Origin of the sequence: Ruegeria arenilitoris (genome assembly GCF_013032445.1) — a bacterium.
GTDB lineage: Bacteria > Pseudomonadota > Alphaproteobacteria > Rhodobacterales > Rhodobacteraceae > Ruegeria > Ruegeria arenilitoris_F.
Genome location: NZ_WQCA01000009.1, coordinates 130,261 through 156,041, shown reverse-complemented (window position 1 = coordinate 156,041; position 25,781 = coordinate 130,261). Strand labels below are relative to the sequence as shown.

General features: G+C 58.4%; 28 protein-coding genes. 10 read left to right on the top strand and 18 right to left on the bottom strand.

What is annotated here, in order from left to right; genetic code table 11:
• The 4 genes from GOW98_RS14845 (at position 1) to GOW98_RS14830 (ending at position 4,140) form a co-directional block, all read left to right on the top strand.
• On the top strand, positions 1–1,095 hold the full coding sequence (locus tag GOW98_RS14845; protein ID WP_170333402.1) for an ABC transporter permease: 1,095 nt from the start codon (positions 1–3) through the stop codon (positions 1,093–1,095).
• Positions 1,095–2,105 carry an ABC transporter permease gene (locus tag GOW98_RS14840; protein ID WP_170333400.1) on the top strand — a complete coding sequence of 337 codons (1,011 nt, stop codon included), beginning with the start codon at positions 1,095–1,097 and terminating at the stop codon, positions 2,103–2,105. Before GOW98_RS14845 ends, GOW98_RS14840 begins: the two co-directional genes overlap by 1 nt.
• A gap of 344 nt (positions 2,106–2,449) precedes the next feature.
• Positions 2,450–3,370, top strand: coding sequence for a sulfite exporter TauE/SafE family protein (locus GOW98_RS14835; protein WP_170333398.1), 921 nt, complete (start codon positions 2,450–2,452; stop codon positions 3,368–3,370).
• Between the two features lie 2 nt (positions 3,371–3,372).
• Positions 3,373–4,140 carry a TIGR02186 family protein gene (locus GOW98_RS14830; protein WP_170333396.1) on the top strand — a complete coding sequence of 256 codons (768 nt, stop codon included), beginning with the start codon at positions 3,373–3,375 and terminating at the stop codon, positions 4,138–4,140.
• Between the two features lie 3 nt (positions 4,141–4,143).
• On the opposite strand, the gene GOW98_RS14825 is transcribed toward GOW98_RS14830, so the two are convergent.
• The 7 genes from GOW98_RS14825 to GOW98_RS14795 all read right to left on the bottom strand — a co-directional run bounded on the left by GOW98_RS14825 (position 4,144) and on the right by GOW98_RS14795 (position 11,057).
• Positions 4,144–4,872 carry an SDR family oxidoreductase gene (locus GOW98_RS14825; RefSeq protein ID WP_170333394.1) on the bottom strand — a complete coding sequence of 243 codons (729 nt, stop codon included), beginning with the start codon at positions 4,870–4,872 and terminating at the stop codon, positions 4,144–4,146.
• Positions 4,869–6,401 (bottom strand): ATP-dependent DNA helicase, encoded by a 1,533-nt coding sequence (locus GOW98_RS14820; protein WP_170333392.1) that lies wholly within the window; start codon positions 6,399–6,401, stop codon positions 4,869–4,871. Before GOW98_RS14820 ends, GOW98_RS14825 begins: the two co-directional genes overlap by 4 nt.
• A gap of 60 nt (positions 6,402–6,461) precedes the next feature.
• On the bottom strand, positions 6,462–7,100 hold the full coding sequence (locus GOW98_RS14815) for an acyl-homoserine-lactone synthase (protein WP_170333390.1): 639 nt from the start codon (positions 7,098–7,100) through the stop codon (positions 6,462–6,464).
• 84 nt (positions 7,101–7,184) lie between these two features.
• A complete protein-coding gene (locus tag GOW98_RS14810) occupies positions 7,185–7,904 on the bottom strand; it encodes a helix-turn-helix transcriptional regulator (protein ID WP_170333388.1) in 720 nt (239 codons plus the stop codon).
• A complete protein-coding gene (locus tag GOW98_RS14805; RefSeq protein WP_170333078.1) occupies positions 7,843–8,061 on the bottom strand; it encodes a hypothetical protein in 219 nt (72 codons plus the stop codon). The genes GOW98_RS14810 and GOW98_RS14805 overlap by 62 nt, the downstream gene beginning before the upstream one ends.
• Positions 8,062–8,267: 206 nt before the next feature.
• On the bottom strand, positions 8,268–9,554 hold the full coding sequence (ccrA, locus tag GOW98_RS14800; RefSeq protein WP_170333386.1) for a crotonyl-CoA carboxylase/reductase: 1,287 nt from the start codon (positions 9,552–9,554) through the stop codon (positions 8,268–8,270).
• Positions 9,555–9,668: 114 nt separating this feature from the next.
• The gene (locus tag GOW98_RS14795) at positions 9,669–11,057 is read right to left on the bottom strand and encodes a 1-acyl-sn-glycerol-3-phosphate acyltransferase (protein ID WP_170333385.1); all 1,389 of its coding nucleotides are present in this window, start codon (positions 11,055–11,057) and stop codon (positions 9,669–9,671) included.
• A 144-nt stretch (positions 11,058–11,201) separates the two neighbouring features.
• Between GOW98_RS14795 and GOW98_RS14790 the strand changes: the two genes are divergently transcribed.
• From GOW98_RS14790 to deoD, 3 genes are all read left to right on the top strand, one after another.
• Complete coding sequence (locus GOW98_RS14790; protein WP_170333383.1) at positions 11,202–13,169, top strand: protein meaA; 1,968 nt, start codon at positions 11,202–11,204, stop codon at positions 13,167–13,169.
• A 124-nt stretch (positions 13,170–13,293) separates the two neighbouring features.
• A complete protein-coding gene (locus GOW98_RS14785; protein ID WP_170333381.1) occupies positions 13,294–13,611 on the top strand; it encodes an H-NS histone family protein in 318 nt (105 codons plus the stop codon).
• Between the two features lie 16 nt (positions 13,612–13,627).
• Positions 13,628–14,341 carry a purine-nucleoside phosphorylase gene (gene deoD / locus GOW98_RS14780; RefSeq protein ID WP_170333379.1) on the top strand — a complete coding sequence of 238 codons (714 nt, stop codon included), beginning with the start codon at positions 13,628–13,630 and terminating at the stop codon, positions 14,339–14,341.
• A gap of 262 nt (positions 14,342–14,603) precedes the next feature.
• Here deoD and GOW98_RS14775 read toward each other — a convergent pair whose 3' ends face one another.
• The 10 genes from GOW98_RS14775 to GOW98_RS14730 form a co-directional block, all read right to left on the bottom strand.
• Positions 14,604–14,750 carry a hypothetical protein gene (locus tag GOW98_RS14775; protein WP_170333378.1) on the bottom strand — a complete coding sequence of 49 codons (147 nt, stop codon included), beginning with the start codon at positions 14,748–14,750 and terminating at the stop codon, positions 14,604–14,606.
• 137 nt (positions 14,751–14,887) lie between these two features.
• Positions 14,888–15,667 (bottom strand): succinate dehydrogenase iron-sulfur subunit, encoded by a 780-nt coding sequence (locus tag GOW98_RS14770; RefSeq protein WP_170333376.1) that lies wholly within the window; start codon positions 15,665–15,667, stop codon positions 14,888–14,890.
• A gap of 12 nt (positions 15,668–15,679) precedes the next feature.
• Entirely contained in the window at positions 15,680–17,488 is a 1,809-nt protein-coding gene (gene sdhA / locus GOW98_RS14765) for a succinate dehydrogenase flavoprotein subunit (RefSeq protein WP_170333374.1), read from the bottom strand.
• A gap of 25 nt (positions 17,489–17,513) precedes the next feature.
• Complete coding sequence (locus GOW98_RS14760) at positions 17,514–17,885, bottom strand: succinate dehydrogenase, hydrophobic membrane anchor protein (protein WP_170333372.1); 372 nt, start codon at positions 17,883–17,885, stop codon at positions 17,514–17,516.
• Positions 17,886–17,896: 11 nt separating this feature from the next.
• Complete coding sequence (gene sdhC, locus GOW98_RS14755) at positions 17,897–18,280, bottom strand: succinate dehydrogenase, cytochrome b556 subunit (protein ID WP_170333370.1); 384 nt, start codon at positions 18,278–18,280, stop codon at positions 17,897–17,899.
• A 213-nt stretch (positions 18,281–18,493) separates the two neighbouring features.
• The gene (locus GOW98_RS14750; RefSeq protein WP_170333367.1) at positions 18,494–19,156 is read right to left on the bottom strand and encodes a DUF1194 domain-containing protein; all 663 of its coding nucleotides are present in this window, start codon (positions 19,154–19,156) and stop codon (positions 18,494–18,496) included.
• 55 nt (positions 19,157–19,211) lie between these two features.
• Entirely contained in the window at positions 19,212–20,240 is a 1,029-nt protein-coding gene (locus GOW98_RS14745) for a MaoC family dehydratase (protein ID WP_170333365.1), read from the bottom strand.
• The gene (locus tag GOW98_RS14740) at positions 20,240–20,446 is read right to left on the bottom strand and encodes a DUF1737 domain-containing protein (RefSeq protein WP_170333363.1); all 207 of its coding nucleotides are present in this window, start codon (positions 20,444–20,446) and stop codon (positions 20,240–20,242) included. The genes GOW98_RS14745 and GOW98_RS14740 overlap by 1 nt, the downstream gene beginning before the upstream one ends.
• 12 nt (positions 20,447–20,458) lie before the next feature.
• Positions 20,459–21,013: an NnrU family protein gene (locus GOW98_RS14735; protein ID WP_170333361.1), complete on the bottom strand. Its 555-nt coding sequence runs from the start codon at positions 21,011–21,013 to the stop codon at positions 20,459–20,461.
• Positions 21,014–21,019: 6 nt separating this feature from the next.
• Positions 21,020–21,877: an HpcH/HpaI aldolase/citrate lyase family protein gene (locus GOW98_RS14730; protein ID WP_170333359.1), complete on the bottom strand. Its 858-nt coding sequence runs from the start codon at positions 21,875–21,877 to the stop codon at positions 21,020–21,022.
• A 169-nt stretch (positions 21,878–22,046) separates the two neighbouring features.
• On the opposite strand from GOW98_RS14730, the gene GOW98_RS14725 reads away from it, so the two are divergent.
• A complete protein-coding gene (locus tag GOW98_RS14725) occupies positions 22,047–22,346 on the top strand; it encodes a hypothetical protein (RefSeq protein ID WP_170333357.1) in 300 nt (99 codons plus the stop codon).
• Here the strand turns inward: GOW98_RS14725 and GOW98_RS14720 are convergent.
• Complete coding sequence (locus GOW98_RS14720; protein ID WP_170333355.1) at positions 22,343–23,098, bottom strand: sulfite exporter TauE/SafE family protein; 756 nt, start codon at positions 23,096–23,098, stop codon at positions 22,343–22,345. The genes GOW98_RS14725 and GOW98_RS14720 overlap by 4 nt on opposite strands.
• A gap of 161 nt (positions 23,099–23,259) precedes the next feature.
• Between GOW98_RS14720 and mdh the strand changes: the two genes are divergently transcribed.
• On the top strand, positions 23,260–24,222 hold the full coding sequence (gene mdh, locus GOW98_RS14715) for a malate dehydrogenase (RefSeq protein WP_170333352.1): 963 nt from the start codon (positions 23,260–23,262) through the stop codon (positions 24,220–24,222).
• Between the two features lie 324 nt (positions 24,223–24,546).
• Positions 24,547–25,740 carry an ADP-forming succinate--CoA ligase subunit beta gene (gene sucC / locus GOW98_RS14710; RefSeq protein ID WP_170333350.1) on the top strand — a complete coding sequence of 398 codons (1,194 nt, stop codon included), beginning with the start codon at positions 24,547–24,549 and terminating at the stop codon, positions 25,738–25,740.
• The last annotated feature ends 41 nt before the right edge of the window (positions 25,741–25,781 follow it).

Sequence of the window (25,781 nt, the reverse complement as noted above, 5' to 3'; positions counted from 1 at the left end):
ATGAATAAAATGCCCAAATGGGCCGATGTCGTTCTGATCCCTCTGATCAGCCTGATACTGGCCACAATCCTATCGGCACTGGTGATCCTCGCCATCGGTGAGAACCCGGTTGAGGCGGTGAACCTGATGGTCACCGGCGCGCTGGGATCGACCTATGGCTGGGGCTATACGCTCTATTACGCGACCAATTTCATGTTCACCGGGCTGGCGGTGGCTGTGGCCTTCCACGCCCGGCTGTTCAACATCGGTGGTGAAGGTCAGGCGATGCTGGGCGGGCTGGGTGTTGCCATGGTCTGCCTCTACATACCCTGGCCGCATTGGAGCATCGCCCTGCTGGGCGCCGGTTGCGCTGCGGCCCTGTTCGGTGCGGCCTGGGCGGCGATTCCGGCCTATCTGCAGGCCAAACGCGGCAGCCATATCGTGATCACCACGATCATGTTCAACTTCATCGCTGCCGCCTTCCTGAACTACATGCTGGTCAACGTGATGCGCCCGCAGGGGTCACAAGACCCGGCGACGGCGCGTTTCCCCGAAGCGGTGCACCTGCCAACCTTCCAGTCGATGTTCTCAACCGCTGAGAACGCTGTATTCCGGGGTGCGCCTGCGAATATCTCGTTCTTTGTGGCTATCTTGGCATGCGTCGTGGTCTGGGCGCTGATCTGGCGCACCCGACTGGGCTATGAAATCCGGGCTTACGGCCACTCGGAAACCGGCGCTGTCTATGCCGGGATTTCGCCGGTGCGCATCACCATCGTGGCGATGCTGATCTCGGGCGCGCTGGCTGGTCTGATGGCGATCAACAACGTGATGGGTGAGGCGGAACGGCTGGTTCTGAACTCGACCGAAGGTGCGGGCTTTATCGGCATCGCCGTGGCGTTGATGGGGCGGTCACACCCGTTTGGCGTGTTCCTTGCCGCGTTACTGTTCGGGTTTCTTTATCAGGGCGGTGCCGAACTGGCGCTTTGGACTTCGATCCCGCGCGAGTTGATCGTTGTCATTCAGGCGCTGGTCATCCTGTTCACCGGAGCATTGGACAACATGGTGCGCATGCCGCTTGAAAAACTGTTCCTGAGTCTGCGGAAGGGGGCGGAGTGATGGAGTTCTTTGTTACCCTCATCCAGATCCTCGACTCGACGATCCGTCTGGCCACCCCGCTGTTGCTGGCCTGTCTCGCGGGGCTTTACTCCGAACGCGCCGGCATTTTCGACATTGGTCTTGAAGGCAAGATGCTGATGTCGGCGTTTTTCTCGGCTGCGGTGGCCGCTGTGACCGGATCGGTCTGGCTAGGACTGCTGGCCGGGGTCGGGGCGTCACTGATCCTGTCTGCGGTGCACGGAGTGGCGTCGATTACCTTCCGTGGCAACCAGCTGATTTCAGGTGTAGCCATCAACTTTCTGGCCTCGGGCCTGACAGTACTGATCGCGCAAAGCTGGTTCAAACAGGGGGGGCGTACTCCGTCCTTGTTTGGCGGTGGTCGCTTTGAATCGGCCGAATTCCCTTATGCGATTGGTCCCGCAGATGCAGAACTGACCGGGCGTTCCGTTTCCGACCTGATGTCGGACGCAAATGTCGTGCATCTCGTCTATTCCGAGCTGCTCTCGGGTCATTCGATACTGGTCTATGTGGCCTTTCTGATGGTGCCGTTGACGTGGTGGATTTTGTTCCGCACTCGGTTCGGCCTGCGTCTGCGCGCTGTGGGTGAAAACCCGGCCGCTGTGGACACGGCTGGTGTTTCTGTCGTCGGCCTGCGATTTGCCGCAGTCGCCATCTGTGGCGTTCTGTGCGGAATTGCCGGAGCTTACCTGGCCACAGCCCTGCAGGCCGGATTCGTGAAGGAAATGACCGCCGGGCGCGGGTTCATCGCGCTGGCTGCGCTGATCTTTGCGAAATGGCGGCCATGGCATGCGATGTGGGCCTGTCTTCTGTTCGGTCTGTTGCAGGCGATTGCACTGCGGTTCCAGAATATCGACCTGGGTGGCGTGGTTATTCCGGTGCAGGTGATGGACGCCTTGCCCTATATCCTGACCGTAGTCATTCTGGCCGGGTTCGTTGGCAAAGCGGTGCCGCCGCGCGCCGGGGGCGAGCCTTATGTGAAAGAGCGCTGACAGGTCCAGTTTTGGACTCCTGTCGGTCCAGTTCGCCGCAGTGCCGCATGCAGAGTTGATTTTGCATGCGGCAACCGCTCTAAAGGGGTATGAGTGTGTTTCCTGTGATAGCCGACATCAGATCTTCCCAAACAAGGGTGCCGGAAACACAAGAGCGTCCACCTTCTGGGTGCCCTCGTTTTCTTCAGCCAAATCGGGTTTTCGGGTATTTGCCCAAGCGTCCGATATTCGCCATGCGGCCGATGGGATTGTCTCCAGCGCGCCGCATAAACGCCTCACCCAAATGGTTTGAGACTGGCCGGGTCACCCAATGTGACGCGACGGTACTCTCCCGGTAATTCCATATGCAGATTTACCTTCCTATCGCCGAAGTCTCCGTCAATGCCTTTCTGCTGTTGGGGCTGGGCGGGATGGTCGGTATCCTGTCCGGCATGTTCGGCGTTGGCGGCGGCTTCCTGATGACGCCACTGCTGTTCTTCATCGGCATCCCCCCCGCCGTTGCCGTCGCGACCGAAGCCAACCAGATCGTCGCTTCGTCCTTTTCCGGCGTGTTGGCGCATTTCCGACGAAAGACGGTGGACCTCAGGATGGGCACGGTCCTGTTAACCGGAGGGTTAATGGGCGCGGCCCTTGGCGTGGTGGTGTTCAACTATCTCAAAAGCCTGGGCCAGGTCGATCTGCTGGTGACGCTGTGTTACGTCGTCTTCCTTGGCGTCGTCGGCAGCCTGATGTTTATCGAAAGCCTGCGGGCGCTGCGCAAGGCCAAAAAAGGCGGCGGAGCCCCTGCAAAACGACGTCAGCGCGGCTGGGTCCACGCCATGCCGTTCAAGATGCGCTTTCGCACCTCTGGCCTCTATATCTCGGTCATTCCGCCAATGATGGTCGGGCTGTGCGTCGGCGTGCTGTCGGCGATCATGGGTGTCGGCGGTGGCTTCATCATGGTACCAGCGATGATCTATTTGCTGGGAATGCCCACCAAGGTCGTGGTTGGTACCTCGCTGTTCCAGATCATCTTCGTGACGGCCTTTACCACCATGCTGCACGCCACCACGAACTACACGGTCGATATCGTTCTGGCGGTTTTGTTGCTGGTCGGGGGTGTCGTGGGCGCACAGATCGGCACAGTGATCGGCGCGCGGATGCCGGCAGAACAGCTGCGGGTGCTGCTGGCGGCATTGGTGCTGGTGGTCTGCGGCAAGCTGGCGCTGGACCTGCTGATTGAACCGTCCGAGCTCTACTCCCTCGGCAGTGAAGGGGGCCACTGATCATGCTGAAACGCCTGATTGCCCTTCTGATCCTGTGCTGCACCCCAGCCCTTGCGGTGGACGAGCAGGTTGTGCTGGGTCTCAGCCAGGATCGCGTTGCCATCACCGCGACCTTTGATGGCTCAGAAATACTGATCTTTGGGGCCGTCAAACGGGAAACACCCATTCCGCCCGGCCCACCGCTTGAGGTGATCGTGGCCGTGGCAGGACCTTCCAGCCCGGTGATGGTCCGGCGCAAGGCCCGCAAACTGGGGATCTGGGTTAATACCGACAGCGTTCTTGTCGACCTCGCGCCCAGCTTTTACGCGGTTGCCACCAGCGGGCCGCTGGACGACATCCTCTCGGACACCGAGGACCTGCGTTATCGCATCTCGATTGAACGGGCTATCCGCTCGGTCGGGGCGGCGATGCATATCCGCGGGGCGCAATCCTTTGCAGATGCCGTGGTGCGCATCCGCGAGGATGAGGGGTTGTATTCGATCCGCGAAAACACTGTGGCGGTGGACGAACAGACGCTGTTCCGAACCTCGATCGCAATGCCCGCCGACCTGACCGAAGGCGATTACAAGGCCCGTATCTTCCTGACCCGGGGCAAGCAGGTCATCTCGCAGTTCGAGACTACAATCGACGTGCGCAAGGTGGGGTTGGAGCGATTCCTCTATAACATGTCGCGCCAGCAGCCGGTCTGGTACGGGCTAATGTCGCTGGTCATCGCCATTGCGGCCGGTTGGGGCGCATCGACAGCATTCCGGTTGCTTCGTGAAAACTGACGCCTACCCGCGGCCTATATAGGGCATCGTCGTGGCCATTACGGTCATGAACTGCACATTGGCCTCGGGCGGCAGGTTAGCCATATGCAGCACCGAACGTGCAGCGTCCTCGACAGCCATGGTTGGGTCGGGTTGCTGCCCGGCCTCAACGGCTGCATCCACCAGACCCTGCACCATCTGCGTGCGCGCATTGCCAATATCGATCTGACCGCAGGCAATCCCAAAGTCCCGCCCGTCCAGAGATAGGCTGCGGGTCAGGCCGGTGATTGCATGTTTTGTCGCCGAATAATGCACCGAGTTCGGACGCGGCACATACGCGGCAATCGAGCCGTTATTGATGATGCGCCCGCCTTGCGGTAACTGGTGGCGCATGATCCGAAACGCCTCGCGTGCGCTCAGGAACATGCCGTTCAGGTTGACGTTGACGCTTTGGTACCAGTCCTCCAGCGCGATCTCGTCAATCGTGCCTCCGGGCGCAAAGATACCAGCATTGTTGAACAGCACGTCCAGACGGCCGGCCTTGTTCTGAAAGATTTGGAACGCAGCCTGAACCGCATCCGGGTCGGTCACATCTGCGACCAGAGGGATGGCAGTGTCGTGGCCCGAAGCCATCTCGTGCAGTTTATCCGCACTGCGGGCCAGCAAACCAACCGTCCAGCCCTCAGCCAGGAACAGTTCCGCCGTGGCCCGCCCGATGCCCGAGCTTGCGCCGGTTACAATGATGGTGCTCATGTCTCCTCAGCCTCCAATGTCAGCGATGCCGCCGGAACAGCGCGCAGGTCATCCACACGCAACGGATAGGTAGGTTTGGCCAACCGGTTGCGAACCACCCAGATCAGACGCTCTTGCGCGCGAGTGATGGCCACATAGGCCAAACGCTTCCACAACGGCTGCCCAGCCTCGGTCCGACCCATGCGGGCAGCGGCGTAGATGTCCGGTGCAAAGACCTGTACCGTGTCCCATTGCGAGCCCTGCGCCTTGTGGATGGTCACCGCCGCGCCATGCAGAAAAGTTGCCCCCATCCGCGCGGCATAGGGGATGAATGGTTCCTCTTCGTCGGGCATCTCAATCTTGACGATAGAGGCGGCGCTGACTTGCGGGTCTTCTGCCCCCATCACATGCAGGCGGGAAAACCCCGGCTTGCGCCCGGGACCTAGATAGATCACCTGAGCGCCCTTGATCAGCCCGCGCGCCTCAAGGTCCAGCCGCTTCTTGCGGTGTTTCAGCGGCAGTTCGATCCCGTCGCAGATCAGCGGCTCGCCTTCCAGCAATTCAGTATCCGGCGCGCCGTGGACATGCCGGAAGGCCTGAATCAAACGAATGCGTGTGGCGTTGCGCCAAACCAGAACCGGGCTGCGCGCCATCAGATCAACCTCGACTCGCTGGCCCCAGATCACCCGGTCATCTTGTCGGGCAGTCTGCTCGATAAGTCGTTCGAAGTCTTCAAATCCCATCTGAGGGTCTGCCAGCGCGTGGGCGAGGTCCAGAATTGGATTGTCCGCATCTTGTCGGTGTACCCGGTGCAAAATCTGCTTGCGCGGTTCCGGCAGAGCTTCAAACACCATACTGCCAGATTGATTGACCGGGGCCAGTTGGGCCGGATCGCCAAACAGCAGAAGGGTTGGGAATATCTCCTGCAGGTCCTCGAACTGCCGGTCGTCTAGCATCGAGGCTTCATCGACGAAGCCTATATCCAATGGCTCATCCCGACGTTTCCAGCCAGTGATGAAATCCGAGCCACGCAACCCGGCAGCGGCCAGCGCACCGGGAATGGATTTGTTGTTCTCATAGAAAGCTGCAGCGCGATCCAGCGCCTCGTCAGTGAGGCCTTCGATCTCGGGTCGGTCGTCATTGCCCGCCAGCCATTCGGCAATGCGTTCATATTCCGGGTCATAGACCGGGGTGTAGAGGATACGATGAATCGTCGTCGCCGGGACACCGCGCAAACGCAATACGCTGGCGGCTTTGTTCGTTGGGGCAAGGATTGCAAGGCTGCGCTTTTCTTTCGCCTTGCGGCTTTCGAAATCCCCCGACACGATTTGCACACCGGTTTCGGCCAGTGCCTTATATAGCTGGGCCAGCAGCAGGGTTTTGCCTGACCCCGCCTTACCGATCACCGCCATGACACCAGATTTTCCCGCACCCGGTAATTTCAGAAGGGCGTCATCTTCCAGGTCGACGCCAGCTGATCTCAGCATCTCGGCGATGCTGTCATAGGCGGCGGCCTGATCTTCGGAAAAGGTCACTGGGGGCATAGACATGGCGCGACCCTACAGGGCCGCGCCAGCTATCACCAGAGAGGGATTGGAGATTTCCTCCGGTCAGGCTGACAGGGCGAACCTATGCTGTCTGGCGGTCCCGAAAGCCGTTTTTAACCACAGCCTGGACAACTCGCGCGGGATGCCCGCACGTTCGGCCACACGGTTGCAATCCTCAGCCGAATAGGGCCACAGCCCCACCGAAATCTGGTCGCGCCCCTTCCCTTCAGAGCCGAGAACAACAGGCGAAGACCCGATCAGACGGTAGATTCGAATCATGCGCGCATCGAAGACACCGGCAATGTGGGTCAGCCCGAATCCCTCCATTATTTCTCCACCGCTGAGCATGATGGCCCCTGCTGTATGCGGGCTGGCTGTGCGGGACAGGCAAAACCGGGTCACCTCCCAAATCATGGGGCTGCAAATCGGTTTTCCACCAGTCAAGTGCCCGAACACTTCATTTACCATAACGGGGCCAGTGGTCGGCAGCACGCGCATCGAACCACCGTGGCTGCCATCCTCTTCTTCCCATATGACATATAAGGGGTTCAGGTCATCGTACTGATCCCGCTCTTCTCCTTTTTCGTTGACGTGTACGTCCCAGCCCAGCCGGGTTTTGAACTGATCGGCACGGTCAAGAAACATGCCCCTGGCCAGATCCGGATACTTGTGCAGCTCGTCGGCAAACAAATAGCGCAACATGACTTTTTTCCCCTTGTCGTCCTGTGCAGGAACAAAGGGGGTACGAAGTCATAGTTAATTTCCGGTTCTGAGTGCGCGCGCCCGTTAAACCACTATTAATCCCCGGCTGAGCGCCATGGCGATAGCGTGGGTCGTGTTCTGCGCGCCAAGTTTGGCACGAGCGCTTTCGATATAGACCCGCAGCGTATGCTCGGAAATGGACAGTGAATGAGCAACCTGCGCCCGGCTGTAGCCCAGCGCAAGCAGGGTCATCGCATCCACTTCTCGCGGAGAAAGGCCACGGGATGAGTCAGGTTGGCGGTCACGTTCGAATTCCAGCGCCTTGCGATTGAAATAGTGCGCGATCAGGATCAGTTCGCGGCCATGGCGTTCAATGAACCTTTGCCAGGTTTCATCATCGCAGGAATGGTTCAAAGTGAACAAGGCAAATTGCCCCTTCGGGCCGCGGATCGGGATCGAGTAACCCTGATTGCCGACTCCATGGTTTTGAGAATCCTGCAAGAAGGCTTTCGCCACCTTGCCTGACCAATCCAACGTTTTCCAATCAACCGGATGAAACCGCTGAAAACAGCCCAGTATGACTGGATCGATCCTGTGATAGTTTTTCTCCTGGTACCGTTCGGCCCAGGCGTCGGGATAGGTCGTATAGCCGTATTGATCCCCGGCGCCATCGACCCAATGGTAGATTAGATGTTCGACTTTCAGTCTGTCGCGCAGTCGGACGGCGACATCGCTGAGTTCGTCAAGCGTGCTGGTGTTTTCCAAGTCCCCTAGGACCTGGCTCATATCGAGTTTTGTTCCCATCCGCGGGCGCCCGTACCTCAGCCTTCATGGACGCGATCTCGGCTGCGGCGATCAGCTTGGTATCATCCAACTGCTCAGCAAGCGCGATCAAACCGTTCTCAACGGCGAAGGCGTTGAGGTCCGACAAAACGTCCAGTATCCACTCATTCTGCGCCATTAGAGTCTCTCCGAAACAGTTAACGAAGGGTTAACACAACCATAACATGTATGATGTTTTTTAGCCTATTCACTGGTTTCTACTCCCCAAAAAAAGCGGGATTTTCCCCGTTAAGACACTGAAAAGAATAGACCTATTCACAAAAAGGCAGCGCCCGCGAACCGATAAACCGATTCGCGGGCGCCTGAGATTTATTTACCTGCGATTCAACCGCGTGCGTCCAGAACCTCTTCCAGAGTGCGCATACCGGTCTGCGGCGCCTGAACCAGGACTGACATGTTGCCCGGCTTATGTTCGTTGCGCATCATCTTCATGTGCGCCTCGGGCAGTTCGTTCCATGAGAACACTTCCGACATGCAGGGGTCCAGACGACGCTCGACCATCAGCTGGTTGGCGGCGGCGGCCTGTTTCAGGTGCGCAAAGTGCGAACCCTGCAGGCGCTTCTGGTGCATCCACATGTAGCGCACGTCGAAGGTCAGGTTATAACCGGTGGTGCCGGCGCAGATCACGACCATGCCGCCCTTTTTGACGACGAAGGTCGAAACCGGGAAGGTGCTTTCGCCCGGGTGTTCGAACACCATGTCGACGTTCACGCCCTTGCCGGTGATGTCCCAGATGGCCTTGCCGAATTTGCGGGCCTCTTTGAACCACTCGGCATATTCGGGCGTGTTCACCGTGGGCAGCTGACCCCAGCAGTTGAAGTCCTTGCGGTTCAGAACGCCCTTGGCGCCCAGACCCATGACGAAGTCACGCTTGCTTTCGTCCGAGATCACACCGATCGCGTTTGCGCCTGCAGTGTTGATCAGCTGGATCGCATAAGAACCCAGACCGCCCGATGCCCCCCAGACCAGAACGTTCTGACCCGGCTTCAGGTCGTGCGGCTCATGTCCGAACAGCATCCGGTAGGCGGTTGCCAGCGTCAGCGTGTAGCAGGCGCTTTCTTCCCAGGTCAGGTGCTTGGGACGCGGCATCAGCTGCTGCGCCTGAACGTTAGTGAACTGCGCGAACGATCCGTCCGGCGTCTCATAGCCCCAAATCCGTTGGCTGTCCGAATACATCGGGTCGCCACCGTTGCAGTGCTCGTCGTCGCCGTCGTCCTGGTTGCAGTGGATGACAACTTCATCACCGACTTTCCAGCGGGTCACTTTCGACCCCACCGCCCAGACGATGCCCGACGCATCCGAACCGGCGATGTGATAGGGTGCCTTGTGGCCGTCAAACGGCGAGATCGGCTTGCCCAGCGACGCCCAGACGCCGTTGTAGTTCACGCCTGCTGCCATCACCAGAACCAGAACCTCGTGGCTGTCCAGTTCGGGGACGTCCACAACTTCCTGCACCATCGCGGTGTCCGGCTCGCCGTGGCGTTCCTTGCGGATCGCCCATGCGTACATTTTCTTGGGCACAAACCCCATCGGAGGGATTTCACCCATCTCATAGAGGTCTTTTTCCGGCGCGTCGTAAGATGCGATACCGCTGTCGGTGTCCAGAGCCATGTTGGCCTCCTTTATATTCAAAACCCTTGCCGCGATGCAGAATCGCGGGCTCTAAACGATGAGATATTGGCCGGAGAGAAATATTGCAACATATTTTGAGCGTATTTTGTAATTTTATGACCCAGCGGGCGCAGAAATTTCTTTTGCGGGCGCAGAAAAACCCGTTTTAGCGTCCAATGGCGCCGAGGCCGCATAATAGTCCAACAGGTCAACCCTTTGACCTGACGCAGATATTTTCCCGTTCTCGCGTTTCAGGATACGCCGATCGACCAATTGTTGGATACTCGCCTCGATTGCTGTGTGCTCCAACGGCGCAGTTGTTCCGTTGCGTCGCAATAGGTGATCGATCAATTGCACAGCGTCTTCTTCAGGGATTTCACCCTTCTCGCGCACCAGCCAGCACGCAGCAGGCCCCGGAACCAGTGGAATCGCCGCCCTGATGCCTGTCATCAAATCGCGCGCCAGATCCGTCATCAGGTTAGCGTCGTGATCCGCCCGAAACGTCCGCAGCGATACCGGCCGCCCGTACCGCACCGAAGCCACGCCAAATCGCTGATAGCGTCCAACCAGCCGCCGCCCGATCTGTTTGAGGATCCACCATGTGATCACCCCAATGCGGGCGCGAAACCGGCGTTCATTACCCAGCGCGGCCTTGGTCAGGATAGTATCCTCAAGCACCCGGTCATAATTCAGGGCGACTGGAACAAAGACCACATCACGCCCCTTGGGATCGCTTGCGTCGATGATGTATTTCAGCAGGCCGAGCTTGGGCCGCCCCAGCGCACCGGTCAGGCTGAGGCCCCCTTCGGGGAATATCGCCTGCGTTACCCCCGCCTCGGTCGCGTGGCGCACGTAGCAGGCCAGCACCTGCCGATATAGCTCACTGCCCGATTTGCGACGAATAAAATAAGCACCCATCGCCCGGATCAGGCGGCTGAGTGGCCAGACCCGCGCCCATTCACCCACCGCATAGGACAGGGCCGATTGCTGCGCCGCCAGATAGGTGACCAGCACATAGTCCATGTTGCTGCGGTGATTCATGACGAATACGACAGTTGCATCGGGGTCGATATCCGCGATGGCCTTTTCATCCATATAGCTGAGCCGCACGTTATAGAACGCATTACTCAGCATCCGGGTCAGACGAATGGCGACGCTGAAATACGCCACGGCTGAAAAGGACGGGACAATCTCGCGCGCATAGCGACGGGCGGTTTCAAAGGCCACGGCTTCGGGCACCCTTTCCTCGCGCGCATAATTCTGAACGGCCTGCCCAACCTGAGGGTCATAGATCAGACGCTGAATCATGTCGTGCCGCCGCGCCAGCTTGAACGGTTGGATGGGCCGCTGCAGCCGTGTGTTCAGACGTTTGACCGCGCGCTCAAGGCGGCGGCGGAAAAACCAGCGCACCGATGGGAACAGAAAATGCGACGCCAGCGTGACCGCGGCAAACACCAGGATCAGCAAAAACAGCCAAAGCGGAAGTTCCACGGTCTGAGTCATGCGCGCACCCTGCCACCAAACCGTGGCACCTACAATCTGAAGAACCATATATGCCGCGACGCAGCGAATTGACATATCCCGAAAATTGCGCTTTAGAACGCTTGAACGTAATTTTCTTGCCCACGCAAAGCACGAGGTCCCGCTATGACGCAGACGCAGAAAGATCGCCCCTGGCTCATCCGAACCTATGCCGGTCATTCCACCGCCAAGGCGTCAAACGCGCTGTATCGCGGCAATCTGGCTAAGGGTCAGACTGGTCTTTCGGTGGCCTTCGATCTGCCGACTCAGACCGGGTATGACAGCGACCATACGCTGGCGCGAGGTGAGGTCGGCAAGGTGGGCGTGCCGATCAGCCATCTGGGCGACATGCGGGTTCTGTTCGACCAGATTCCGCTGGAGCAGATGAACACCTCGATGACGATCAACGCCACGGCCCCTTGGCTGCTGGCGCTATACATCGCAGTGGCCGAAGAACAGGGCGCGGATGTGTCCAAGCTGCAAGGCACCGTACAGAACGACCTGATCAAGGAATATCTCAGCCGCGGTACTTACGTTTGTCCGCCAAAACCGTCGCTGAAGATGATCGCAGACGTGGCCGAGTATTGCTATACCAACGTACCGAAATGGAACCCGATGAACGTGTGTTCCTATCACCTGCAAGAGGCTGGTGCGACACCCGAACAGGAGCTGGCCTATGCTCTGGCTACCGCCATTGCCGTGTTGGACGAATTGCGCCCCCGCGTCCCGGCCGAGGACTTCCCGGCGCTCTGTGGGCGAATTTCGTTCTTCGTGAATGCCGGTATTCGCTTTGTTACGGAAATGTGCAAAATGCGCGCCTTTGTCGATCTTTGGGATGAAATTCTGAAAGATCGATATGGCGTCGAAGATCCCAAGTTCCGTCGCTTCCGCTATGGCGTTCAGGTGAACTCGCTGGGCCTAACCGAACAACAGCCTGAAAACAACGTCTACCGCATCCTGATCGAGATGCTGGCTGTGACCCTTTCGAAAAAGGCCCGCGCCCGTGCGGTGCAATTGCCTGCGTGGAACGAAGCGCTTGGCCTGCCCCGCCCGTGGGATCAGCAATGGTCGATGCGGATGCAACAGATTCTGGCCTATGAAACGGACCTTCTGGAATATGGCGACCTGTTCGACGGCAACCCAGCCGTGGACGCCAAAGTCGAGGAATTGAAAGAGGGCGCGCGGGCCGAGCTTGCAAACTTGGATTCGATGGGCGGCGCGGTTGCCTCGATCGAATACATGAAGTCGCGTCTGGTCGATTCGAATGCGGAACGTCTGAACCGGATCGAACGTAATGAAACCGTTGTGGTCGGCGTGAACAAATGGACCGAGGGGGAGCCCTCGCCGCTGCAAACCGAGGACGGCGGTATCATGGTCGTCGACCCAGCGGTGGAACAGGAACAGATCGCCCGGTTGAACGAATGGCGGTCTGAGCGTGACGACGCAGCTGTCACGGCGGCTCTGGCCGCCCTGCGCGAAGCAGCTAAAACCGGTGCCAACGTCATGGAGCCGTCGATTGCTGCCGCCAAGGCGGGCGTCACCACCGGCGAATGGGCCGAGGAAATGCGCAAGGTCTACGGTACCTATCGCGGCCCGACCGGTGTTTCGGGATCGGTGTCGAACAAGACCGAAGGCCTCGACGACCTGCGCGCGGCCGTGGATGCCGTCAGCGACAATCTGGGCCGCCGCCTGAAGTTCCTGGTCGGCAAACCGGGTCTGGACGGTCACTCCAACGGTGCCGAACAGATTGCCTTCCGCGCCCGCGATTGCGGCATGGATATCAGCTATGAGGGCATCCGCCTGACGCCCGAGGAAATCATTGCAGCCGCGATCGAAGACAAGGCCCACGTGATCGGCCTGTCGATCCTGTCTGGCAGCCATATCCCGCTGGTGCAGGATGTCATGACCCGCCTGCGCGAAGCCGGTTTGGACGATGTTCCCGTGATCGTCGGAGGGATCATTCCCGATGACGATGCGGCCAAACTTAAAGCAATGGGTGTTTCCAAAATCTATACGCCCAAGAATTTTGAGCTGAATGCAATCATGGGCGATATCGTTACACTGGTGGACCCAAAGAACATTGCGGCTGAATAACGCCCGTAATTTCTTTGTTATCTCCGTTTCTATTGCCTTTTGGTAAGGGATAGTTATTTACCGACATTGGACTTACAATGGGCTATTACGCCCACTGTTGGTGTTTTTCGGAATGGAGAATGAAATGGCGATCAGCCTTGAGAATATGTCGCGTAAAGAACTGTTGGAACTACGTGATCAGGTGGAAATTGCACTTAAAAGTGCCGAAAAACGCGAACGCAAAGAAGCTTTGAAAGCCGCAGAAAAAGCCGCCGCAGAATTTGGATTTTCACTTTCTGAACTTTCAACAGACGGGACCAAATCGGCTAAGGGCCCAAAATCAAGTGCAAAATACAAAAACCCGGAAAACCCGGAACAAACCTGGTCGGGCCGTGGGCGTAAACCGCAATGGGTTCACGACGCTTTGAAAGCCGGTGCTGATATCTCGGATTTGGAAATCTGAGGGAATTGGGTCGGGAATGACAATTCATATCGGCGCCGAAAAAGGTGAAATCGCAGAAACCGTTTTAATGCCGGGCGATCCGTATCGGGCAAAATGGGCGGCAGAGACTTTTTTGCAGGATGCAAAACTGGTCAATAACGTGCGCGGGATGCTGGGTTATACCGGATCCTGGAAAGGGAACCCGGTCACTATCCAGGGCAGCGGCATGGGCATGCCGTCGCTATCGATTTATGCCAACGAGCTGATCCGCGATTATGGCGCTAAAACCCTGATCCGCATCGGGTCCTGCGGCGGAATGCAGGAAAGCGTTAAGATCCGCGACGTGATTCTGGCAATGACGTCGACTACCCTCAGCACGCCATCACGCGGCATCCTGAAAGAGCTGAACTTTGCCCCCTGTGCCGATTGGGGCCTGCTGCAAGCAGCAGCCAAGGCAGCCGAAGCCAAGGACACACCGACCCATGTCGGTGGGATTTATTCGTCCGACGTCTTTTACGACGAACGCCCTGATTTGAACGAACAGATGGTGCGACACGGCATTCTGGGGGTCGAGATGGAGGCCGCAGAGCTATACATACTTGCCGCACGTCACAACTGCCGGGCTCTGGCCGTTCTGACCGTATCCGATCACCTGCTGACCGGCGAGGCTCTGCCCTCGTCAGAACGCGAAAGCAGCTTTGGCGATATGGTCGAAATCGCTCTGCAGGCGGCTTTTCCCGACGACGCTTAAACAAAAAACAGGGCGTGACAACGCCCTGTTGTTTTACTGCTTGTCTTGCCGGCAGATTGTCGGAGAGTTCGCCCCCTCTTGTCGCGCCCCGCAATAGGCGCAAATCCATACACCTTCCTTACGATGTTGTCGCCATCGGCAATCTCGCGTCAAAGAAGACGTCCGCGACCGCCAGACGAAATAGGCGAACACACCAGCGGCAAGTAAAAGCAACAGAATGGGCATGTCTATGCATTGCCCAATCTCTGCGTAAATTCAAGCGTCAGGCGGCGTTTGCGTATTCGAGCAATTCAGGTTCGTGCTGCTCTTCGGAAACATGCACCGCTTCTGGTGTGTAATAGGCCCAAGCCTGTTCCAACAAAGCCAGAGCTTCGGCTGCTTTGGTGATTTCTGCTTTTTGTTCTTGCATCGGAGCGATCCCGTTTCGGTTCCATCACTCCTCCCTGCAGGCAGGATAGACCTGACCAGGGCGGCTTGCATTGCATAGTTTTGCAATCTCGCCATGCACTTGCCGCAATGCGGCAAGTGCTGTTTCTTATGCGTCGCTTAAACGCCGCGTTCGATCATCATCTTTTTGATCTCGGCAATCGCCTTGGCTGGGTTCAGACCTTTCGGGCAGGTCTTGGCGCAGTTCATGATTGTGTGGCAACGATACAGCTTGAACGGATCTTCCAGCTCATCCAGACGTTCACCCGTGGCTTCATCTCGGCTGTCGATGATCCAGCGATAGGCGTGCAGCAGCGCGGCGGGCCCGAGATAACGGTCGCCGTTCCACCAGTAGCTCGGGCATGAAGTCGAGCAGCTGGCGCACATCACACATTCATACAGACCGTCCAGTTTCTTGCGGTCTTCGATCGACTGCTTCCACTCTTTCGCGGGGCGATTGGTCTTGGTTTCCAGCCATGGCATGATGGATGCGTGCTGGGCGTAGAAATGCGTCAGGTCAGGGATCAGGTCCTTGACCACCGGCATATGCGGCAGCGGATAGATCTTCACGTCGCCCTTGATCTCATCCATGCCATAGATACAGGCTAGCGTATTGATCCCGTCGATATTCATCGCGCAGGAACCACAGATGCCCTCGCGGCACGACCGACGGAAGGTCAGGGTCGGATCAATCTCGTTCTTGATCTTGATCAGCGCGTCCAGAACCATCGGGCCGCAGCTGTCCATGTCGACGAAATAGGTGTCAAGCTGTGGGTTTTTCCCGTCTTCCGGGTTCCAGCGATAGATCTGGAATTTCCGAACATTGGTCGCGCCTTCCGGCTTAGGCCAGGTTTTGCCCGTCGTGATGCGCGAATTCTTGGGGAGGGTCAGTTGTACCATAAGTTCCTCTCCTTAGAACGTCCGCGCCTTGGGCGCGATTTTCTTGAGGCTGATGCCGCCTTCGTCTTCGGTGGTCAGCGGGTCAACGATGACCGGACGATAGCTGAGGTCGACCTTGTTGCCCTCAACACGGCTGACCGTGTGAACGCGCCAGTTTTCGTCATCACGCTCGGTGAAGTCCTCATGCGCGTGCGCGCCGCGAGACTCCTTACGCGCCTCGGCACCGACGATGGTGGCCAAAGCACTTGGCATCAGGTTGGTCAGTTCCAGCGACTCCATCAGGTCGCTGTTCCAGACCAGTGAGCGGTCAGTAACCTTCAGGTCATCCATCTTGGCGGCAATCACCGTCATCTTCTCGACGCCTTCCGCCATAGTCTTGGCGGTCCGGAACACAGCCGCGTCTTCCTGCATGGTGCGCTGCATCTCAAGCCGCAGATCGGCGGTCGGGATCGCGCCACTGGCGTTGCGCACCGCATCAAACCGGTCAAACGCTTTATCGACTGACGCTTGGTTCAGAACCGGGTTCGGAGCTTTCGCGTCAACAACCTCACCCGCCCGGATCGCAGCCGCACGGCCAAACACCACAAGGTCGATCAGCGAGTTCGAACCAAGACGGTTCGCACCGTGGACCGAAGCACATCCGGCCTCACCTACTGCCATCAGGCCCGGGACGACACCGGTCGGGTTATCAGCAGTTGGGTTCAGAACTTCACCCCAATAGTTGGTCGGGATACCGCCCATGTTATAGTGCACGGTCGGCAGAACCGGGATCGGTTCCTTGGTGACATCGACACCCGCAAAGACGCGCGCCGACTCTGAGATACCCGGCAGACGTTCGGCCAGCGCTTCGGCTGGCAGGTGGCTGAGGTTCAGGTGGATATGATCACCATTCTCGCCATGGCCGCGACCTTCGCGGATTTCCATGGTCATCGAACGAGAGACATAGTCGCGCGGTGCAAGGTCCTTGTACTGGGGCGCGTAACGCTCCATGAACCGTTCGCCTTCCGAGTTGGTCAGGTAGCCACCCTCTCCACGCGCGCCTTCTGTGATCAGACAGCCCGAGCCGTAGATGCCGGTCGGGTGGAACTGAACGAATTCCATGTCCTGCAGCGCCAGACCCGCGCGGGCGACCATGCCGCCACCGTCACCGGTGCAGGTATGGGCTGAGGTTGCGCTGAAATAGGCGCGACCGTAACCGCCGGTTGCCAGAACAACCATCTTGGCGTTGAACACGTGCATCGTGCCGTCGTCTAGCTTCCAGCAGACAACACCCTGACACTGCCCATCCTCGGACATGATCAGGTCGATGGCAAAGTACTCGATGTAGAACTCGGCGTTGTTCTTCAGCGACTGGCCGTACAGCGTATGCAGGATCGCGTGGCCGGTCCGGTCGGCGGCGGCACAGGTTCGCTGAACAGCGGGGCCTTCGCCAAATTCGGTGGTGTGGCCACCGAACGGGCGCTGATAGATCTTGCCTTCTTCGGTCCGGCTGAAGGGCACGCCATAGTGCTCCAACTCATACACGGCCTTAGGTGCCTCACGCGCGAGGTATTCCATCGCGTCGGTATCACCCAACCAGTCCGAGCCCTTGACGGTGTCGTACATGTGCCACTGCCAGTGGTCCGGACCCATGTTGGACAGTGAGGCGGCGATACCGCCCTGCGCTGCAACCGTGTGCGAACGGGTCGGGAAAACCTTGGTGACACAAGCCGTGCGCAGACCTTGCTCTGCCATGCCCAGTGTCGCCCGCAGACCCGCACCACCTGCGCCTACGACGACGACGTCGTATTCGTGGGTTTCATATTCATATGCTGCTGTCATTGTTCTTGTTCCTTACCGCGCATCATCACAGGGCCAGCTTGACCAGGGCAAACAGCCCGGCAGCCATCAGCGTGTAGCCCAGAGCCCACATTGCAGCGAGAGAGACTTTCTCCATGACGCCGTGCACATAGTCCTCGATCGCTTCCTGCGCCTCGTACATCAGTTGCAGCAGCCCCACGATCAGCGTGAGCGCCGTGACAAGCGCCGGGAACGGACGGCTGAAATAAGCCACAACTTCTTCGTGGGTTCCGCCAATGCCAGCGCCGAAAGTGAAGATGAAGATCGGGACCAATACGGTCAGGATCATCGCCCGAACCATGGTCCGCCAATGGGTGAGTGTGCCGGACTTGCCTGCACCCAGACCCTGCGCGCGCTTGCGGTCAGTCAGATATCGCATGTGCCGCCTCCTTAAACCACAAGTACGGTGATCAGGGTCAGGATGGTCGCGCCGACGAACATACCCAGCCCCAGTTTCTCGGCGGTCTCGATGTCAAGACAATAGCCGAAATCCCAGATGACGTGCCGCAGACGGCCCAGCGTGTGGTACCACAGCCCCCAGGTCGCAGCCGTCAGGATGAGGTCACCGAACCAGCTGCGCAGAAATCCGTCGATCCCCGCAAACGCGCTTTCCGAAGTCGAAGCGGCCAGTAGCCACCAAACGACCAGAATTGCGACGGCGAACACCCCGATGCCGGTCAAACGAACCATGATCGAGGACGTGGACGTCATCTGGGGGCGATAAATCATAATATGTGGCGAGAGCGGGCGGTTGCCCCGATTGACATCGGCCATGTCGGCTCCTCTTTCGTTGGCTACCCGTCGTTTTACCTGTTTTTGCCAATCTGTCACGTGCTGCGAGCGCAAAAACAGGTAAAATGAGTACAAAACCGCAGATTTCAGAAAATTGTGATCACACAAAATATTACCGTGATCACAAAACTTATACAGTCAAATCAATGTTAGCGCCACAAGGTCGCAATCATTGTGATCACGAATCTTCGATGCTCACTCCAAAGCAGCGGATTGCTTCGTCACTTCGCGCAAAAGCTTTTTTCGAATCCGTTCGGGATAGTCCGCAAAACCGGAAGCCGAGACTACAAAAGCCCCTTCGCCAACGATGACGTTTTCAAAGAAATAAGCGGTCAAATCCGGCTCGCTTTCTTCGATTGCGATGGCGTTGACCGTGACACCGCGGGTGCGAAGTACGCCGTGCACTTTGGTTGGCTCAATACCTTCGTTTGACACCCCGTCGCCGGAGATGTCGATCAGGTGGCGCGTGCACTCGGACACGTCGTCAAAACTGGACAGGGTCATCTCAAGCGCCTCTCCGATCGCGGTCGAGAAGTTGCGCCAGACGCGAGGGTCGGCGGCCACCTGATCTGCAAACCGTTCAAGCGTGTCGAAACTGTCGATCCGGGTCCAGGGGATCGTGACCTTCTGGCGCGAGGCTCCGGTCCATTGCACCAGCATCAACTGCGCCTGTCCACGCACTAGCGCCTCGGACACAAGGGGGTCGCGCAGTCCTGCGGCCAGACCGTCCATTTGAATCCGGTATTCACTGGTATCGACCGACCCGGACACATCAACTGCCAAGGCCAGCGCAAGATCACACGCCAATGCAGGTGGCGTCAGGAACAGGCAGGCAGCAAGGGGGCGGATCAGAACCATGATCGCAGCCTAGCATGATTGTTGCAGGCTGCGATCAAATCAATGTGGGCTGCCGTCAGACCGGCATCAACGCCCAGTAATCCAGATCCAGCAGGACGTCGGGCTTGTAGCGACCATCTTCCCCTTTCAGTTCAAAGGGTGCGCCGCCCTTGGTGGCAACGAGACGCAGGCGGACGGCACCCACACCGGGAACACCGGTTTCGGCCTTGTCCAGAACCTCGGACCACGCCTTGATCGTATCGCCCGAGAAGCACGGGTTGGCATGGGCCCCACCGTTCAGACCGACGATCATCTGCGCATTGGCCAGACCGTTGAACGACAGGGTACGCGCCATCGAGATCACGTGGCCGCCATAGATCAACCGGCCATCGGGGCGGAAGGTCAGATCGAAATGCACCTTGGCCGTGTTCTGCCACAGGCGGGTGGCCAGCATATGTTCAGCCTCTTCGACGGTTACACCATCGACGTGGTCGATGGTTTCGCCGATCTCGTAATCGCCCCAGCGATGGGCTTCACCGGATTGCACAAAGTCATAGTTTGAGAAATCGAGGCCCTCCGGTACCACCAGATCGCCCGGCTCCAAAACCTTTTTCAGGTCTGGCACCACTGCCTCGGGCGCGGGGGCATCGACATGCGCTTTGCGCACCATCACCCAGCGCACATATTCGATCACCACCTCATCGCGTTGGTTCAGACCGCGTGTGCGCACCCAAACCACGCCGGTTTTGCCATTTGAGTTCTGCTTGACGCCGATCACTTCGGATTCAGACCGCAGCGTGTCGCCGGAATAGACCGGTTTCAGCCAGCGCCCCTCGGCATAGCCCAGATTGGCAACCGCGTTCAGAGAGATATCGGGAACGGTTTTGCCAAACACCACGTGGAAAGCTGCCAGATCGTCAATCGGGCTTTGCGGCAGACCACTAGCCCGGGCGAACTCGTCCGAGGAATAAAGCGCATGCCGCGCCGGATAGAGCGCATGATACAAAGCACGTTCGCCGTCGGTTACGGTGCGTGGCACTGCGTGATGCAGTACCTGTCCGACGGAGTAATCCTCGAAAAAGCGGCCCGGATTGGTTTTTGCCATTATTGCTGTCCCAGTTTCATTTCGGGGGAATAGTCGGCCTCGACCTCTTTGGTCACGGCCTGCGCACAGCGCATCATGCGGCTGTTTTCGTCATAGGCATAGGACGGGTCGCCATACAGCTCCCACCCCTTTGCCAGCGCATCCGACACTTTGTGGCAGAAGGCGGAAGTGTCTTCTTCGGTCAACAGACGGTAGAGTTTTGTCATCCTATCCGCTCCTTACGATCCAAACGGGGACGGACCGACAAGCCCGTGGATATAGCCGACAATCCCCAACAGAATGATCGACGCCACGAAAAACATCGCGTCTTTTCCATAGGTTCCGGGCTCTCCGGGAGTCCATTCAGGCTCGGACTTGTTAATGACGATCACTTCGACCACAGCCCAAGCCAGCAAACCACCAAACAAAATGATCGAGGCCAGATCGCCGTTCACCAGCAAATGCGCAAAAGCCCACAGCTTGAAGCCCCCCAGCATCGGATGGCGCAGCTTGTTCAGCAAACGCCCCTTTTGGCCTGCAGGGCTCATCAGGAAGAATGCGAAGAGAACCAGCAGGTTATTCACATGGATCAGGAAGGTTGGCGGCGCCCAGACATAGATAAAATCGGTCATGCGATAGCCGAAGATCATCAGCAGTATCGCTGCAACCAGCGCCAGCGCCACCGCGCCCTTGCCACCATTGCCCATGGCCGCACGTTGTGCCGGCATGACACGTTTGAACAGGTGGGCAGCCCACCAAAGTGCCACCCCAAGGATCAGAAGAACAAAGCCCATGCTGGCTTACCCCGCTTGCAAAGCTGAAATCGCCTCCGCTTTTGCCAGAATTTCGCGGGCAGTTACAACATGCAGATTTTCAACAATCTTCCCATCCACGACAGCGACGCCCTGCCCCTGCGACTCGACCTCTTCAAAGGCCGCAATCTGACGGCGGGCCAGATCGATTTCGATATCCGACGGGGCATATGCCGCATTGGTGATATCCACCTGAGCCGGGTGGATCAGCGTCTTGCCGTCAAAGCCCATGTCACGGCCCTGTTCACATTCGGCGGCCAGACCTTCGCCATCCTTGAACGCGTTATAGACGCCGTCGACGATGATCAGACCTTCGGCCTTGGCGGCCAGCAGGCACAGGCCCAGAGAGGTCATCATCGGCAGGCGATCCGGGCGGAAACGCGTCTGCAATTCCTTGGCCAGATCGTTAGTGCCCATTACAAACCCGGCCATCAGCGGGTGCGCAGCAATCTCGGGCGCGTTCAGCATCCCGCGCGGGGTTTCCATCATCGCCCAGATCGGCATGTCCCTGGTGATCGCGGCCAGTTCGTTCACATCAGCTGCGGAATTCACCTTGGGCAGCAGCACCGCATCGGCATCCATCTCGCGCACAGCCTCGGCATCGGCCCGGCCCCACTCGGTATCCAGCCCGTTGATCCGCACGATCTTGACCCGCGAGCCATAGCCCCCGGCCGCCAGAGCCGCCTTGAGGGTTTCACGCGCGTTGGGCTTTTCATCCGACGAGACCGCGTCTTCAAGGTCAAAGATGATCGCATCCACAGGCAAGGTGCGCGCCTTATCCAGCGCCCGGTCACGCGAACCGGGGATATAGAGAACGGAACGATAGGGGCGCTGACGGGGGTCCATTGGCCTCTCCCTTTGAAAGAATGTTGCGCGGAATGGGCCATTTTTTGCCGGAAAGTTCAAGAGGAAATTTGCCGCAACGCAGCATACATGACGCAACGCGCGGAGTTTTAACCAGATTTCTTTCCCCCGGTCGCACCCTGTTTGTAGATGGAATCGAAAGGGGTGAGAGATGAAAAAGACGTTCTTCAAAATGACGATGGGCCTTGGAAACATGGTTCTGGCCGCGCAACAGGTACAGGCCCGCACCTGTGCCCCGCGCGAGGATGTGGTCAAACGTCTGGTCGAAACCTATGGCGAGACGCGCCGCGGCCTTGGCATTGCCCGGCAGGGCGCGGTGATGGAGGTCTATGCCTCGGACCAGACCGGCAGTTGGACCATTGCGGTGACCCTTCCCGACGGGATGACCTGCCTGATCGCAACGGGCCAAGCCTATGAAGAGATGGCTGAGGCACTGCCACCCAATGTCTAGGTCAGCGCGTCCCAGATCAGTTTGCTGCCGGTTAGGGTCAGCAGCACATAGGCGATGCCAAAGAACAGGCGCTCTGACAGCATGAAATGCGCCCGGACGCCCAGCCACGCGCCAAGGATGGCAAACGGGGCCAACAGCAGATCCGCCAGCGCCGTGTGCCAGGTGAACAGGCCCAGATAGGCGTAGGGGATGAACTTCGCGCCGTTGATGACCCAGAACACCAGCACGGTGGACGCCTGAAACTCGGTCTTCGACAGGCGCTGAGACAGCAGATAGACGGCGGCGGGCGGGCCACCTGCGTGGCTGACAAAACTGGTGAATCCCGCGACCAGACCCGCAAACAGCCCGGCAGGGGCTGGCAGGCGATTGGCAAAACCGCGGATCAGGCCCTTGCTCTGCGCCATATGCCAGATCACGAAACCTACCGAGATCCCACCGATCAGCAGCCGCAACAGGTCGTCATCGGTCACGCGATACAGCCACGCGCCCAGCACAACACCCGGGACGGCCCCTAGGATCAGCAGACGTGAATCGGGCCAGCTCCAGCGTTTCCAATAGGGCCCCAGAGTGACCACATCAATCACCATCAGGATCGGCAACATCAGCGCCAACGCCTGTCCGGGCGTGAGGATCAACGCCAGAATCGATGACGACGCAAAGGCCACGCCCGAGCCGAACCCGCCCTTCGAGATACCGGCAAAGATCACCGCAGGGATCGCCACAGCAAAAAACATCAGGTCCAATTCGAACATGCGGCATCCCGTGAATAGGCTTGTCTAACAGGCCGTTTAGCGCAATCACCAGACATAGTGCAAACTGTATGCGGTTGCATGCCGCGCCGCATAACCCTTGCGCGAAAGCCATTTACCGACTAGCACAACCGCGATTTCAAAACCGACCGGAGATTTTCCAAATGGCCAGACCCAAGATCGCGCTGATCGGCGCAGGTCAGATCGGCGGCACGCTCGCCCACCTCGCTGCAATGAAAGAACTTGGTGACGTCGTCCTGTTCGACATCGCCGAAGGTACCCCGGAAGGCAAAGCGCTGGACATCGCTGAATCCGGCCCTTCCGAAGGGTTCGACGCCAAGCTGAAGGGCACGCAGTCCTACGAGGACATCGCAGGCGCAGACGTCTGCATCGTGACTGCTGGTGTGCCGCGCAAGCCGGGCATGAGCCGCGATGACCTGCTGGGCATCAACCTGAAAGTCATGAAATCGGTCGGCGAAGGCATCGCCGCCAATGCACCCAACGCATTCGTCATCTGCATCACCAACCCGCTGGACGCAATGGTCTGGGCTCTGCGCGAGTTCTCGGGCCTGCCGCACAACAAGGTCTGCGGCATGGCGGGCGTTCTGGACTCGGGCCGTTTTGCGCATTTCCTGTCGGAAGAGTTCAACGTCTCGATGCGCGACGTGACCGCATTTGTTCTGGGTGGCCACGGCGACACCATGGTTCCGTCGGTGCGTTATTCGACCGTTGCCGGTATCCCGCTGCCCGATCTGGTAGAAATGGGCTGGACCACACAGGAAAAACTGGACGCCATCGTACAGCGCACTCGTGACGGCGGCGCCGAGATCGTTGGCCTGCTGAAAACTGGCTCGGCTTTCTATGCTCCGGCCACATCAGCGATCGAAATGGCGGAAGCCTACCTGAAAGACCAGAAACGCGTTCTGCCCTGCGCCGCATACTGTGACGGCGAACTGGGTGTTGAAGGCATGTATGTCGGCGTGCCCACGGTGATCGGCGCTGGCGGCATCGAGCGTGTCGTCGACATCAAGCTGAACGAAGAAGAGCAGGCCGGTTTCGACAACTCGGTCAACGCCGTGAAGGGTCTGATCGAAGCGTGCAAAGGCATCGACAGCTCGCTGGCCTAAAGCCGTAATCCTGAATGCTGAAACCGGCCCCTGCAACGGGCCGGTTTTTTTATGGACCCGCCGGCCGGGCAAAGTTGACCTTAGGTCGAGTATGTTGGCGCAAACGTCGCAAACGGCTTTTTTTGAATACGTTTTTGGCTCTCTCTATCTTTGACATCGAATCAACAACAGCACCAAAGTCAGTTTGTGATCACACCCCAAAAACCTGTGATCACAAATACAAAAAAACTACACGAAAATCCGCACCGACGTCAAAAAACCCTTTATAAATGCCCCATAGACACCTCTATAACAGTTTAATCGTAGTCAGACGGGACAATTTCGATGAACATTCACGAATATCAGGCCAAAGCTATTCTTCGCAGCTATGGCGCCCCGGTCTCCGAAGGTCGCGCGGTTCTGCGCGCCGAGGAAGCCAAAACCGCAGCCGGTGCACTGGACGGCCCCCTGTGGGTTGTCAAAGCGCAGATCCACGCAGGTGGACGCGGCAAAGGCAGCTTCAAAGAAGCCGACGCCGGTGAAAAAGGCGGCGTGCGTCTGACCAAGTCGGTGGAAGAAGCCGCCGAAGAAGCCAAAAAGATGCTGGGCCGCACGCTGGTCACGCATCAGACCGGCCCCGCAGGCAAGCAGGTCAACCGTATCTATATCGAGGCCGGTTCCGGCATCGAGCGCGAATTGTACCTGGCCCTGCTGGTGGACCGCCAGACCAGCCGCATCTCGTTCGTATGCTCGACCGAAGGTGGCATGGACATCGAAGAAGTGGCCGAATCCACGCCCGAGAAAATCCTGTCCTTCTCGGTTGATCCGGTCACCGGGTATCAGCCCTATCACGGTCGCCGCATCGCCTTCTCGCTGGGTCTGGAAGGCGCGCAGGTTAAACAGTGCGTCAAGCTGATGGGTCAGCTGTATCAAGCCTTCGTTGAGAAGGACATGGAGATGCTGGAAATCAACCCGCTGATCGTGGCCGAAGGCGGCGACCTCAAGGTGCTGGACGCCAAGCTGGGCTTTGACGGAAACGCGATCTACCGCCACCCCGACATCGCCGAACTGCGCGACGAGACCGAGGAAGACCCCAAGGAACTGGAAGCCTCCAAGTACGACCTGAACTACATCGCGCTGGATGGTGAGATCGGTTGTATGGTCAACGGCGCCGGTCTGGCAATGGCAACCATGGACATCATCAAGCTGTATGGTGCCGAGCCTGCCAACTTCCTCGACGTGGGCGGCGGTGCGACCAAAGAGAAAGTCACTGAGGCGTTCAAGATCATTACCTCGGACGAAAACGTCAAAGGCATTCTGGTCAACATCTTCGGCGGCATCATGCGCTGTGACGTCATCGCCGAGGGCGTTGTCGCCGCGGTGAAAGAGGTCGGCCTGAAGGTTCCGCTGGTCGTGCGTCTGGAAGGCACGAACGTCGAGAAAGGCAAAGAAATCATCAACACCTCTGGCCTGGACGTGATCGCGGCGGACAACCTGAAAGACGGCGCCGAGAAGATCGTGAAGGCCGTCAAAGGCTAATCCCAATTCCGTGGGGCGGGCTTTTGGCCCGCCTTTCCGAA